General features: G+C 72.8%; 10 protein-coding genes and 1 tRNA gene. 6 read left to right on the top strand and 5 right to left on the bottom strand.

Going from position 1 to position 13,689, the window contains the following annotated elements; translation table 11 throughout:
* Positions 1-319: 319 nt before the first annotated feature.
* From ACH4EB_RS16130 to ACH4EB_RS16115, 4 genes are all read right to left on the bottom strand, one after another.
* The gene (locus ACH4EB_RS16130; protein ID WP_398348074.1) at positions 320-1,483 is read right to left on the bottom strand and encodes a cellulose-binding protein; all 1,164 of its coding nucleotides are present in this window, start codon (positions 1,481-1,483) and stop codon (positions 320-322) included.
* A gap of 187 nt (positions 1,484-1,670) precedes the next feature.
* Positions 1,671-2,732, bottom strand: a complete 1,062-nt coding sequence (locus tag ACH4EB_RS16125) for an LCP family protein (RefSeq protein ID WP_398348073.1) — start codon at positions 2,730-2,732, stop codon at positions 1,671-1,673.
* A gap of 171 nt (positions 2,733-2,903) precedes the next feature.
* Complete coding sequence (locus ACH4EB_RS16120; RefSeq protein WP_398348072.1) at positions 2,904-5,888, bottom strand: SUKH-4 family immunity protein; 2,985 nt, start codon at positions 5,886-5,888, stop codon at positions 2,904-2,906.
* A 6-nt stretch (positions 5,889-5,894) separates the two neighbouring features.
* Positions 5,895-6,929, bottom strand: a complete 1,035-nt coding sequence (locus ACH4EB_RS16115; protein WP_398348138.1) for an SMI1/KNR4 family protein — start codon at positions 6,927-6,929, stop codon at positions 5,895-5,897.
* A 318-nt stretch (positions 6,930-7,247) separates the two neighbouring features.
* Between ACH4EB_RS16115 and ACH4EB_RS16110 the strand changes: the two genes are divergently transcribed.
* Entirely contained in the window at positions 7,248-7,760 is a 513-nt protein-coding gene (locus ACH4EB_RS16110; protein ID WP_398348070.1) for a YwqJ-related putative deaminase, read from the top strand.
* 8 nt (positions 7,761-7,768) lie between these two features.
* Positions 7,769-8,347, top strand: coding sequence for an SUKH-3 domain-containing protein (locus ACH4EB_RS16105; protein WP_398348069.1), 579 nt, complete (start codon positions 7,769-7,771; stop codon positions 8,345-8,347).
* Between the two features lie 62 nt (positions 8,348-8,409).
* Here ACH4EB_RS16105 and ACH4EB_RS16100 read toward each other — a convergent pair whose 3' ends face one another.
* On the bottom strand, positions 8,410-9,885 hold the full coding sequence (locus ACH4EB_RS16100; protein WP_398348068.1) for a sensor histidine kinase: 1,476 nt from the start codon (positions 9,883-9,885) through the stop codon (positions 8,410-8,412).
* Between the two features lie 155 nt (positions 9,886-10,040).
* On the opposite strand from ACH4EB_RS16100, the gene ACH4EB_RS16095 reads away from it, so the two are divergent.
* The 4 genes from ACH4EB_RS16095 to ACH4EB_RS16080 all read left to right on the top strand — a co-directional run bounded on the left by ACH4EB_RS16095 (position 10,041) and on the right by ACH4EB_RS16080 (position 13,630).
* The gene (locus tag ACH4EB_RS16095; RefSeq protein ID WP_398348137.1) at positions 10,041-10,946 is read left to right on the top strand and encodes a hypothetical protein; all 906 of its coding nucleotides are present in this window, start codon (positions 10,041-10,043) and stop codon (positions 10,944-10,946) included.
* Positions 10,947-11,021: transfer RNA gene (locus tag ACH4EB_RS16090), tRNA-Gln, on the top strand.
* Between the two features lie 106 nt (positions 11,022-11,127).
* A complete protein-coding gene (gene glmU, locus ACH4EB_RS16085) occupies positions 11,128-12,585 on the top strand; it encodes a bifunctional UDP-N-acetylglucosamine diphosphorylase/glucosamine-1-phosphate N-acetyltransferase GlmU (RefSeq protein WP_398348067.1) in 1,458 nt (485 codons plus the stop codon).
* A gap of 70 nt (positions 12,586-12,655) precedes the next feature.
* Positions 12,656-13,630, top strand: a complete 975-nt coding sequence (locus ACH4EB_RS16080) for a ribose-phosphate diphosphokinase (protein WP_030374403.1) — start codon at positions 12,656-12,658, stop codon at positions 13,628-13,630.
* Positions 13,631-13,689: the final 59 nt, after the last annotated feature.

The following is a 13,689-nucleotide window of genomic DNA, read 5'->3' as shown; positions in this document are numbered from 1 at the left end:
CGGCTACGGCTACGGCTACGGCTACGGCTACGGCTACGGCTACGGCTACGGCTACGGCTACGGCTACGGCTACGGCTACGGCTACGGCTACGGCTACGGCTGACTACAGCACGGCAGGAGGCGATCCGGCAGACGGCTGCATGGCCACACGGCTCACGACCGAGCGACCGCACGGCGCACGACCGTACGGGCCAACCAACCCGCGCACCCGCCGCCCGCCCCGCTCCCCCGGCAACGCCCGCCGATCACGGCGCCCGGCGGGGAAGGCGCGGCCGCCGTTCGGCAGCCGCCGTCTCCCCCGCCGGGTTCGCGGCCCGTATCACTGGTGCTCCTCGGGCACCTGCGGCAGCTTCGTCTCCAGCGTGTCCTCGTTGTCGGGGTCCACCGGCGCCCGCGTATCGGCAGACGCCCCGGCAGCGGCCGTACCGGCACCGGTCACCGTGGCCCCACCGGCCCCGTCGACCACGGCCCCATCAGCCGCCCCGGCCCCGTCGGCCGCACCGGCCCCGGCTCCGGCTCCGGTGTCGGCCAGGTTCTCCCCGGCGCCCTCCCCCGGTTCCTCCGCCGTGCCGCCGGCCTTCTCCAGCAGCACCGTGCCGCCTTCGGCATTCGTCGTGGCCCCCGCGCCCGCGAGGCCCCCGGCGCCTCCGGCACCCTCGGCCGCGCCGCCCGGCTCGTCCTCCTCGGGGGCCTTGCCCGTCAGCGCGGCCAGCGTGTTGCGGACGTGCGTCATGTGCTCGCGCACCTTCTCGCGCCGCTCCGTGTGCTCACGCAGTATCCGGTCGGTGGACCGCTCGATCCGCTCGGCCTCGACCCTGGCCTGTGCCAGCAGGTCCGCGGCGCGCGCCTCGGCGTCCTCGTCGCGGTGCCGCGCCGCCTCCTCGGCCTCCGCGAGGAAGCGCTCCGCCTCGGCGACCTTGGCGCGGCCCAGTTCCTCCAGCTCCGCCACCCGCAGTTCGAGGTCGGCCTCCTGCGCGGCGAGGTCGCGGCCGGCCGCCTCCCACTCCTCGGTCTGCTCCTGCTCCAGCTCGCGCAGCATCTCGGTGGTGCGCCGCTCCATCTCGTGCAGCGCGTCCTGGGCGGCGGTCCGCCACTGCTCGGCGTCCTTGACGGCCGCGGCCTCGATGCCGTCCGCCTCGGCCCACGCCGCCTCGACCGTGCGGCGCGCCAGGTCCTCGGTCTCGTCCCGCAGCTCCTGGGCCGCCCGGTCCGCGGCCTCCTGGAGCTGCCGCGCGTACGTACCGGCCTCCTCGCGCGCCAGTTCGGCCGCCTCCTCGGCGTCCTTCCGCAGCCGCGCCGCCTCGGACTCCGCCGTGGTCAGGATCAGCCGCGCCTGGTCGCCCAGCGACTCGTACGTCTGCGGCGGCAACTGCCGGACGTACTCCTGCAGCTCCGCCAGCTCGGCCGTCATCTCGTTGGCGAGCACCGTCAGCCGCGCCGCGCGCTCCCAGCAGGAGTCACGGTCGATCGAGAGCCCTTCCACCCGGCGGTCGACATCCTCGGGACGGTAACCACGTCCTCGTACGATCTCGAACCCGTGAGGCGAAACCGATGCACTCATCCCTCAAGCCCCTCTCCGACGTGCGACGCGGTTCCGCGCACATCTTTCTGGATCGATTCGAAGCGACCGTTACGCGACACTCCGCCCCTCTCCATCGTCCAAGGATGCGTCAATTGTTGCCAGAAGTCGGAATCGGGACATCTTCGCGGAGCGCCCGGAAGAGCCGCCGCGCTCCCTGCTCGTCCCACTCCACCACATCACCCAGGCCGCCCAGGTTCACCCCGGGATTCGCCACCGGAACGGTGGTCGCCACACCCGCCCCGTCCGCGATCTTCTTCATCGACCAGCCCAGGCGCCCCAGGTCCGGTACGCCCGCCCGCCGGTCCACCGTCAGCGCCGACAGGGCCGCGTCCAGCGCCGGGACCAGCGCGAACGGGTTGAGCAGCACACCGGCCCCGAGCATCTTGTCACCGAGCGCGCCGATCAACTGCCGCTGCCGCTTGACCCGGCCCAGGTCACCTTCCGGATCCGTATAACGCGCCCGTACGTACGCAAGTGCCCGCACTCCGTCCATTTCCTGGCATCCCGCCCGGAAGTCGGCACCCGACTTCTCATCCTTGAGCGGTTTGTCCAGGCACATCCGTACCCCGCCGAGCGCGTCCACCACCTTCACGAAGCCGAGGAAATCGACCTCGGCGTAGCGTTCGATCCGCAGCCCCGTCGCCTGCTCCACGGTGCGCGTCAGCAGCTTCGGTCCGCCCTCGGCGAACGCCACGTTCACCTTGTTCCGCCCGTGGCCGGGCACCGCCACATAGCTGTCCCGCGGCAGGCTCACCAGATAGGGGCCGCTGTCCCCCTGGTGCAACACCATGATCGTGTCGGTGTTCAGCCCCTGGTCGTTTCCGACGTGCAGGTGCTCACGCTGCTCGGGCGTCAGGCTCTCGCGGCTGTCCGAACCGACCAGCAGCCAGTTCGCGCCCTTGCCCGGCGACGGCCTGCCCGCGTAGTCGGCGACGGCGTCGGTACGGCGCACCTGGTCGCCCGCCCAGACGTACAGCGCCACACCACCCGCCACCGCCAGCACCACCAGAACCAGCAGAACCAGCGCGATCCGCTTCGGCCAGGACAGCCGGCGCCGCCTGCCCGGGCGGCGGCCCCCGCGCCCCGCCCGGTACAGCGTCGACGTGCTCTCCGGCGACGGAGGCTGCGGCGACCACGACGGCTGATCCATATACGAAGGATCATGGTGACCCGCCCGCCCCGCAGGTCGAGCGCCGCCACCGGCGGCACAGGCGCCACACCGGCCCCTGGCACGTCGGACCCCGGCGCGTCACCCGCACCGGGCCGTACCGCCCGTACCGGTCGTAGCGGGCCGTACCGCCCGAACCGGGCCGACCGTGCCCTACAACAGCCCGTCCCACATCTGTTCGAGCAGCACCGACCACCACGTCTCCGGCGACCCCAGCGCCGGCGCGTCCAACGCCATGAGCTGCGCCTGGAAGTCCACCGTCCAGCGCCCCGCCTGTTCCGGCGACAGCCCGTACCGCAGCCGCCACATCCGGCCCAGCATCGCCAGACAGCGCACGAACTCCGGCAGCCCGCTGTTCACGAACTGCGGCACCGCCGGCTGCCCGCCGGGCCCCGGCGCGCCCTCCAACGGCACCGCCACGATGTGTGCCGTCCCGTACTGCACACAGAGCTGACGGCCGAAGTCGTTGCCCATGACCAGGTACGACCCCGCATCGGCAGCCGGCCGCACCCCGCGCTCCGCCGCCAGCTCCGCCAGCGTCGGCACCGGGCGGCCCGGCTGCGCCTGCGCCCAGAAGAAGGGCCCGAAGTCCACCGGCAGCCCGGCCCACACCAGCGTCTGCGCCACCACGTCCGGCACCCCGTGCCGGGAGACCGCCCGCTGGTCGAAGCGGAAGATCCCCTGCGGACCGAAGGACTGCTCCAGCTCCTGCCCGAACGTCTGCGGCGGCACCGGCGGCACCGGCTGCACCTGGGACGGGTGCGGCAACGGCACCCGCACCGGCGCGGGCCGCGCCGGGCCGTCCGCCACCTGGTGCAACTCGCCCTGATGCGCCACGAGATGACGCACACCCTGCTGCCGCGAGGCGTGCTCCGTCCCGTACGCGGCGGTGTGGCTGATCCGCACCTGCGGCCAGGTCTCCCGGATCATCCGGGCGCAGTACCCGCCCGGCAGATCGCACGACTCCAGCTCCGTGTGCAGCTCCAGCACCTGCTGCGGCGGCACGTTCATGCCGCGCAGCTCGTGCAGGAGCTGCCACTCCGGATGCGGCGTGCCCGGCGCGGAACGCCGCACGGTCTTCTGCTCCGAACCGTCCGGCGCGCGGTAGCTCAGCACGGCCATGTAACCGGGCCCGACGGTCGGCTGCCCGGACGACGCCTGCGGATAGCCGTACGCGCCGGAGGCCGGCGGCGCGGCGGGCGGGGGCACGGCGGGCGGCGGCGCACCGGGCGACTGCCCGGCCGGGCCGGTCGCGGGCGGGCCCGGGACCGGAGGTGGCGGCACACCCGGACCCGGCGCGGCCGGACCGCCCGCGCCGTCGGCCAGCATCGTCGCGGCCGCGTGCACCCCACCGCCAGGACCGCCGGAGGGCGGCGCGGACGGCGGGGCGGACGGCGGCGGAGGCGGGCCGCCCGCGTCACCGGACGCGGCCGGCGCACCGGACACACCAGGAGCCTTCGGCCCACCGGACGTGCCGGGTGCGCCGGACGGCACGGCCGGGGGCGCCGCGGGCGGCGGCACACCGGGGCCGCCCGGGCCACCGGAACCGGACGCGCCGGACGGCGGCGTGACGCCACCGGCCAGCATCGTCGCCGCCGCGTGCACACCGCCACCGGGACCGGCGGCAGGCGGCGCGGGCGGGCCCTGCTCCCCGTGCGGCGCGGCCGCGTCCGGGCCGTCCACCGCGCCGAGGTCCACCTGATCCGCGTCGAGCTGCGAGACGAGCTGCGTCGGGACATACCCGCCCGCCGGAGCGGCGGGCGGCGCGGCCGGGCCCGGCTCCCCCTCCGGCGCGCCCGTAGCCGTACGGTCCTCGCCGGGCGCGCCCGGCACGCCGGGAGGCGGCGGCGGGCCGCCCGCGTTCCCCGGCAGCGCCGAACCGTCGGCCGGCACCGTCGCCGCCGCGCGCACCCCACCAGGGCTGCCGGAGGGCGGCGCGGACGGCGGGGCGAGCGGCGGCGGAGGCGCACCGGGCCCCTCGGCGGCACCCGGCGCACCGGACCCGCCGCCGGGCGGCCCCGCGTACGCAGGGGGCGGCGGCACGTCGGCGATCGGCGGCCCGGACGGCGGCGGCAGCTCCGACAAGCCCGCAGCATCCGGCCCGCCCGCGTTCACCTCGACCGCGGCCGGTCCTGCCGCACCCGGCCCCGCAGCGTTCGGCCCAACCGGGGCCGGTTCGGCAACGTCCGAACCGACCACGGCCGCCCCTGTCGCGCCCGCCCCGGCCGCATCCGCAGGCGGTACCGGCCGCCCGCCATACGGCACGGCCCCGGCGGGCAGGCCCGGCGGAGGCGACGACGGCATCGGCGGCGCCACCGGCCCGCCGGCCCCCGGCTCCGCAGCCGTCGCCTCCTCGGTCCCCGGCTCCTCGACCGCCGGCGCCATCGCCGTCCGCGGCAACCGGCTGCCGCCCGCGATCAGTTCCGTCCTCGCCTCCGCCCACGCGTCCGACGGCGGCGTGTCCTCGTCACCGAACCCGGCGAGCGGCGGCGCGAAGACGGTCTCCGGCAGCCCCACCGAGCGGTCGTCGGCGCCCTCGTCCGCCCGGATGTCCGTACCCGCCCACGGCGTGGCCTCGGCCGACTCGTCCGGTACGGAGGGGCCGCGCTCCGGCACGGAAGGGCCCCGACCCCGTACGGACGCCTCCCCTGCCCCCGCCGCGGGAACCACGTCCCGCACCGCCTCCGGCGCACCCGGAACAGCCGCACCGCCCGACGCGGCCGCCACACCGCCACCCGGCGTCGCACCCGACGAGCGCCGGTCCGCCAGCCCGATCTGGTCCGCCGCCTCCTGCAGCCACTCCGGCGGCGTCAACAGGAACGACGTCGCCTCCAAGTCGATCCGCTGCGGCGGGGCCTCCGCCACGGCGGCGTCCGCCACCGCGCCGTACTCCTCCTCGTACCGCCGGATCACCTCACCCACCGGCAGCCCCGGCCACAGCGTCGTCTCCCCGCTGTCCCGCGCGATCACCAACCGGGCCCGGCCGCCCTCCGTCCTCGGGCCGCCCGCGCGGTCCTCCGCCCAGGCCACGAACCCCAGATCGAACTCCCGCACCCGCACCTCACGCTGGAACGGACCCGGCACATCCCCGTTGACCCAGCGCTCCGCGCGCTCCTGCGCCTGCGCGAACGTCACCACCGCGCCTCACCCCTCCACCGGAACGACACGCGCGAAGCCGCCGTCCACCATCAGACCCGCCACCGTCTCCAGCTCCGGCGGGCTCCCCGCCAACTGCGCCAGAAAATCGTCGAAATCCGCCCCGCACGGCAACAGCAGCCGCTCCACCCGCTCCTGCACCGGCCAGCCGTCCCGGTCCCGCGCGTCGTCGTACGCGCAGAACCACACCGAACCCGGCGCCTCCCCCCGCACCCGCACCGCTATGACACCGCCCTGCACGAACCCCACCCCCAGATAGTCCTTGGTGAAGTGATCGCGCAGACACTTGTTGACGTACACCAGATCGTTCATCGCGGCCTCGTCCCGCACCGTGAAGAACGGCTGATCCACCAACAGCCCCAGATCCGCGTGCAACCCCACCCCCACCGGCGCGCACCCGCCCGCCGCCTTCAGGAACGAACGATAGGCACCCGGCAGCCGGTACCCCAGCGACTCCTCCGCCTGCCGCACCTGCTCCTCCGCCACCGCCAGCTCCCGGTGCGGCAGCCCGAAATGCACCGGCCGGGTGTCCTGCAACGGCCGCGTACCGCGCCTGCCGTGATCCACCGCCGCCGTCGCCAGCCCACCGTGATGCCGCAACAACGCCTTCACCTCGACCGGCACCAGCTCCATCCGCCGCGTACCCGCCACGTGATGCCACGTCCAGCCGTGCGGCGTCGCCACCGCAGGCACGTCCTCCCACAGCTCATGCCCCCGCGCGTGCAACGCGACATTCGCCGACACATAGTCCGTCAGCCGCAACTCGTCCACGCCGAAACCCTCCGGCGGCTCCGCGATCTCCGCCGCCGCCCGCGCGTACGACGAGAAATCCGGGAACCCCCACCCGTCCACCGGCACCCCCCGCGGATACCGCGCGGCCCGCACCGGATCCGGAAAATGCACGACCTGCCCCGCATAGGCCATGTTCGGCGGCGCGGCCTGACCCGCGGCGTTCGATGGCGCGACATGGCCCGCGACCTGAGGGCCGGGAGGTGCCCCCAGCCCGTGCCGACCTGACGTCATGGCGGTGCTCCCTGGCTGAATCCGGCTACTGGGCACAGCCTATGCCGTGCCGCAACCACCCCTCCCGCGCACGTCAACCGACCCCGCACCACCCCCGGCCCAACAACCCGCCCCCCACCGCCACTTCACCACCCGCCCCCACCACGCACCCACCCGCACCCCCCTGCCGGACCGGCACCGGACACCGGCCCAACCGTGACATCACCGACAGCACACCCGACTTCCCCAACACCCACCACATTTGGCAGGCTGACCCTCCCCCTACCCTTGCGGGGGACCTCCGGCGTCCCGGGGATTCGGGGAGGGAAAAGCACCACCATGCGCACCACGGCACACCACAAGACCGCCGCCACGGGAGACCCCCGCGTCGGCTGGAGCGGCACCACGGACGACGACCGTCCGCCCGCCCTCCGCCACCGCCGCGACGGCATCCTCCCCACCGTCGGCGCCGCCCTGTCCGTACGCGGGCGCACCCTCACCTGCACCGCCAGCAAAGCCGAACAACCCCCCGTGCTCCACCATCTCGTCCAGGACTTCCTCGACACCCTCGCCACCGCACAGCGCGAACGCTTCACCGGCCGCTGCCCCGAAGCCGTCCTGCTGAGCCGGCACCTCACCGCCGTCGAAGCCAACCGCGGCAAACGCGCATCCCGCAAACCCCTCACCAACGGCGAGGCCCGCCGCTCCCTGAAACACTCCAAAATCACCGCCCGGCACATCCGCGAGGACGGCGACCCCCTGCACGGCAGCTACGCTCCCCCCTGTCGCTCCTGCGACGCCCTCCTCGCCTTCTTCGGCGTCATGCCCATCGGTACGCACGCAGGGAGCTGACCAGCACCATGCCCCCCACCGCACCGTCCCCGGACCCCACCGCGCCGGCGTCCGCCGCACCCGTCGCCCCGGTCTACGACTCCTACGACCGGACCTCGGCCACCCGCTTCCCCGTCGCCGTCGACGCCGCCCTCCAGGACGCCGGCTGGCGCACCGGACGCTGGGACATACAGCAGGCCGAACACTGGGCCGACGCCCTGCGCGCCCACACCTCCCCCGCAGGACACCGCCACACCGTCTTCCCCGCCGCCGTCGAGGCATGGGCCGAATTCGGCGGCCTCGACATCACCCCCACCGGCCCCGGACGCCACATCGCCCCCACCCCCTTCACCCTCGACCCCCTGCACGGCCTCCACCTCGCCCGCACCCTCGGCGACCTCGGCCGCGCCCTGGAAACCGCCGTCGCACCACTCGGCCAGGAAGCCGCCGGCCAGGCCGTCCTCGCCATCGACACCGAAGGCCGCGTCTACAGCCTCGACCACACCGGCGACTGGTACCTCGGCCCCGACCTCGACCAGGCGCTCAGCACCCTCATCCTCGGCACCCGCCCCACCCGGCTCACCCCGACGGGAACAGCGCAACACTGAACCGGCCCAGCCCCCAGGGGCCGGAACGGAGCCCGTACGAGCACCACACCCGGCCCGCCGCCTCAGTCCCCCCGCCGCCCCGGCAGTACCGCCGACACCCGCCAGCCACCCGCCTCCGTGGGCCCCGACACGAACACCCCGCCCAGCCCGGTCACCCGCTCCCGCATACCGACCAGCCCGTTCCCCCCACTCGGCAACCCCACACCCGCCGCACCCCGCTCCGACGGACCGTTCTCCACCTGCACCGCGACCTCACCCACCCGGTGCGCCAGCCGCACCCGGGCCCGCGCACCCGGAGCGTGCTTGTGCACGTTCGTCAGCGCCTCCTGCACCACCCGGTACACCGTCTGCTCCACCCCCGACGGATAGCCGCACTCCCCGGCCACACCGTCCACCGACAGCTCCACCGCCATCCCGGCCGCCCGCGACTGCCCCACCAGATCCCCCAGCTCGGCCAGCGAAGGCCCCTCGCCCTCCGACTCCACCGTCACCACCGCGCCACCACCCCGCACCGCACCACCGGACCCCGCCCCGGCCGCCGCCCGCACGGACACCTCCGACCGCGCCCCGGCACCACCCGAACCGGCACCACCCGACCCACCAGACCCGCCGGTCTCCGCCGCCTTCGTCTTCACCTTCGACGCCACCGCCACCAGCCGCTCCGGCTCATCCGACACCGGCACCGACGACCGCCCCGACGCCCCCTCCGCCGTCCGCAGCACCCCCAGCATCTCCCGCAACTCGGTCAACGCCTGCCGCCCCATGTCCCCCACCAGCGCCGCGTTCCGCGACGCCTTCTCCGGATCCTTCAACGCCACCGCCTGCAACGCCGCCGCATGCACCACCATCAGACTCACCCGGTGCGCCACCACGTCGTGCATCTCCCGCGCGATCCGGGTCCGCTCCTCGTTACGGGCCCACTCCGCCCGCTCCTCGGCCCGGTCGGCCAGCAGCGACAGCTCTCGCTCCAGCCCGTCCGCCCGCTCCCGCAGACTCTCCACCAGCCGGCGCCGCGCACCGACGTACAGCCCCCACAACACCGGCGGCGCCGTCACGACCAGCGCCACCACCGCCGCCATCATCAGCACGAACCACGTCGGCGGATGGAAATCGGGCGCACTGCCCACGTCCTGCCGGATGGTGAAGAAACTGGAGACCAGCGTCCCGACCACCGACATCCCGGCCAGCAGCCCGATCACCCGCCGCGGCGCGTCCGAGACCGCCAGCGTGTACAGACCGACCACACCCAGCAGCGCGCCCATCTGCGTCGGCGTCACCGCGACCGACACCAGCACCACGGCCACCGGCCAGCGGCGCCGCAGCAGCAGCACCGGGCCCACGACCAGCCCGAGCAGCAGCCCGGCCCACGTCGGCAGCCCCGTGTCGTCGGCGAAGTCCAGTCCCTCGACCACGGTCTCCAGCGTCGAGACGACGGCCAGCGACACGTCCAGCACCACACTCCGCCGCCGCGGCCACCACCACGGCCCGGCGGGCGCGCCCCTCGCACCCGTTGCTTCGATTGCCCCCGTTGCGGTCATACCGACCAGCCTACGGGCGCCCGCACGCGATTTTCCGTCGAGCGCTCTGCACGCGAGTGCACCGTTACGGACCGGTACCGGCTCGTTTCCCTCGAACTGTTGAATCGACCACATTTTCGGCCTCTTTGTACAGCGCCCGGCCGGAAGCTGAGCGCCTGCACCACCACACACGAGCGGACTTCGAGTCCCTGCGCGAACAGGCCGTCACGCTCCGGCGCGCGGGCTTGAGCCGCCGCCAGATCCGCGACCGCCTCCACATCCACATCCACATCCACATCCACAACAACGACATCCTCAACCGCCTCCTGGAAGGCGAGCCACCCCCGGACTGGACCCGTCGCCCGAACGCGAAGGACGACCTTCGGGCGAGGGCGCGGGAGCTGCGGGGGCGGGGGATGACGTACGACGAGATCCAGGTCGAACTGGGCTGCTCGAAGAGCTCGATCTCCCTATGGGTCCGGGACCTGCCCAAGCCGCCGCCGCGCAGGACACTGGCGGAGCAGGCGAAACTCGCGAACCGCAAACGCTGGGAGCACGAACTGGAGGTGCGGGACAGGGCACGCCAGCAGACCAAAGCCTCAGCCATGACCGAGATCGGCATGCTGTCCGACCGCGAGCTGATGCTGGTGGGCGTCGGGCTCTACTGGTCCGAGGGATCGAAGAGCAAGCCGTACCGGATGTCGGAGACCGTCACCTTCATCAACAGCGACCCGACCATGATCCAGGTTCACCTGGCCTGGCTGAACCTGCTGGCCGTCGGGCCCGAACAGCTTCGGTTCCGAGTGATGATCCACGAATCCGCCGACGTGGCCGCGTCCGAGCGCTACTGGGCGGATCTGGTCGGCGTCGACGTCGCGACCTTCGGCAAGACGACGCTGAAGAAGCACAACCCGAAAACCGTCCGTGAGAACGTGGGCGAGAACTACCGCGGCTGCCTGGTCATCCGTGTCCTGCAGGGCGCGGAGTTGTACCGTCGTATTGAGGGCTGGTGGCAAGGCATCGCAGCCGGTGCCCGGGGACACCAAGACCGGCAGCCTCTCAGGTATGGTCTGAAGCAGTGATCCGCCGTGGGGTAGCGGCATCCCGCAGGCCTTTGGAGCCTTGAGACGCTGGTTCGAATCCAGCCGGCGGAGCCACTGTTCGGGTCCTGACCCCCAGGTCGGGACCCGCCCGCGTTTCGGCCGCAAACCGCACCGGTATCCTTCGGGTGTCCACCACCCGAAGAAGCCGAAGGGCATCCCCGTGAGCGCCAACCGCCCGGCCGCCGTCGTCGTTCTCGCAGCGGGTGAGGGCACCCGCATGAAGTCGTCGACCCCCAAGGTTCTGCACGCGATCTGCGGTCGCTCCCTCGTGGGGCACGTCGTCGCCGCCTCCCGTGAGCTGGACCCCGAGCACCTCGTGGTGGTCGTGGGTCACGCCCGTGAGCAGGTCGGCGGGCATCTCGCCGAGATCGACCCGGATGTGCGCACCGCCGTCCAGCACGAGCAGAACGGCACCGGTCACGCCGTCCGCATGGGCCTGGAGGAGCTGGGCAACGGCGGTGTCACCCTCGACGGCACGGTGATCGTCGTGTGTGGTGACACCCCGCTGCTGACCGGCGAGACCCTCCAGAAGCTCGGTGACACCCACGCCGCGGACGGCAACGCCGTCACGGTGCTGTCGGCCGAGGTCCCGGACTCGACCGGGTACGGCCGGATCGTGCGGGACGAGAACACCGGCGCGGTCACCGAGATCGTGGAGCACAAGGACGCCACGGACGCGCAGCGTGCGATCCGGGAGATCAACTCCGGGGTGTTCGCGTTCGACGCGCAGTTGCTGACCGATGCGCTGGGCAAGGTGCGTACGGACAACAGCCAGGGTGAGGAGTACCTCACGGACGTGCTGGGGATCCTGCGCGAGGCCGGTCACCGGGTCGGTGCGGCGGTGGCGGACGACCACCGGGAGATCCTGGGCATCAACAACCGGGTGCAGCTCGCGGAGGCGCGCCGGCTGCTCAACGAGCGGCTGCTGCGCCGCGCGATGCTCGACGGCGTGACGGTGGTGGATCCGGCGACGACGTGGGTGGATGTGTCGGTGACGTTCGAGGCGGACGCGACGGTGCACCCGGGTACGCAGTTGCTGGGCGGTACGCATGTGGCGGCGCACGCGGAGGTGGGTCCGGACGCGCGGCTGAAGGACACGTCGGTCGGTGAGGGCGCGTCGGTGTCGTTCACGGTGGCGGACGGCGCGAAGGTGGGTCCGGGGGCGAGTGTGGGGCCGTACGCGTATCTGCGTCCGGGTACGGATCTGGGGCCGAAGTCGAAGGCCGGTGCGTACGTGGAGATGAAGAACGCTTCGGTGGGCGAGGGCACGAAGGTGCCGCATCTGTCGTATGTGGGCGACGCGACGATCGGTGAGTTCACCAACATCGGTGCGGCGAGTGTGTTCGTGAACTACGACGGTGAGGCGAAGCACCACACGACGATCGGTTCGCACTGCCGGACCGGTTCGGACAACATGTTTGTGGCTCCGGTCACGGTCGGGGACGGCGCTTACACGGCTGCCGGCTCGGTCATCACCAAGGATGTGCCCCCGGGTTCGCTGGCGGTCGCGCGTGGCCAGCAGCGGAATATCGAGGGTTGGGTCGCTCGTAAGCGTCCCGGAAGCGCCGCCGCGCAGGCTGCGTCTGCTGCTGGCCAGGAGTCCGACGGCGAGCAGTGATCGTGCTCGGGTGCGCCGTGCGGGGCGTACCGTGATTAGTGCACGCAAACAGGATTCGAGGAGATTTGCTGTGACCGGGATCAAGACGACCGGCGAGAAGAAGCTGATGCTCTTCTCCGGCCGCGCCCACCCCGAGCTGGCTGAGGAGGTCGCCCACCAGCTAGGAGTCGGGCTGGTCCCGACCAAGGCGTTCGACTTCGCCAACGGCGAGATCTACGTCCGTTATCAGGAGTCGGCGCGTGGTGCGGACTGCTTCTTGATGCAGAGCCACACGGCTCCCATCAATAAGTGGATCATGGAACAGTTGATCATGATCGATGCGCTGAAGCGGGCCTCGGCCCGGAGCATCACCGTGGTCATCCCGTCGTACGGGTACGCCCGTCAGGACAAGAAGCACCGCGGCCGGGAGCCGATCTCGGCCCGGCTGATCGCGGATCTGCTGAAGTGCGCGGGCGCCGACCGGATCGTCACGGTGGACCTGCACACCGACCAGATCCAGGGCTTCTTCGACGGCCCGGTGGACCACCTGTTCGCGCTGCCGGTGCTGGCGGACTACGTGGGCGCCAAGGTGGACCGCGAGAAGCTGACGGTGGTCTCGCCGGACGCGGGCCGGGTGCGGGTCGCGGACCGCTGGTGCGACCGGCTGGACGCGCCGCTGGCGATCGTGCACAAGCGCCGGGACAAGGACGTAGCGAACCAGGTCACCGTCCACGAGGTCGTCGGTGACGTCAAGGACCGGGTCTGTGTCCTGGTCGACGACATGATCGACACCGGTGGCACGATCTGCGCCGCGGCGGAGGCGCTGTTCGCCAACGGTGCCGCGGACGTCATCGTGACGGCCACGCACGGCATCCTGTCCGGTCCGGCGGCGGACCGGCTGAAGAACTCGAAGGTCAGCGAGTTCGTCTTCACCAACACCCTGCCCACCCCGTCCGAGCTGGAGCTGGACAAGATCACGGTGCTGTCGATGGCGCCGACGATCGCCCGGGCGATCCGTGAGGTGTTCGAGGACGGTTCGGTGACCAGCCTCTTCGAGGAGCAGTGAGCCGGATTCCGTAGCCCGTAGGGGCACGCGGAGATCGACTTTGGGGGCGGCCTCCCCGC

Origin of the sequence: Streptomyces sp. NPDC018045, assembly GCF_044327445.1 — a bacterium.
GTDB lineage: Bacteria > Actinomycetota > Actinomycetes > Streptomycetales > Streptomycetaceae > Streptomyces.
The sequence above is the reverse complement of the archived record's forward strand: the minus strand, read 5'-3'. Positions and strand labels throughout refer to the sequence as shown.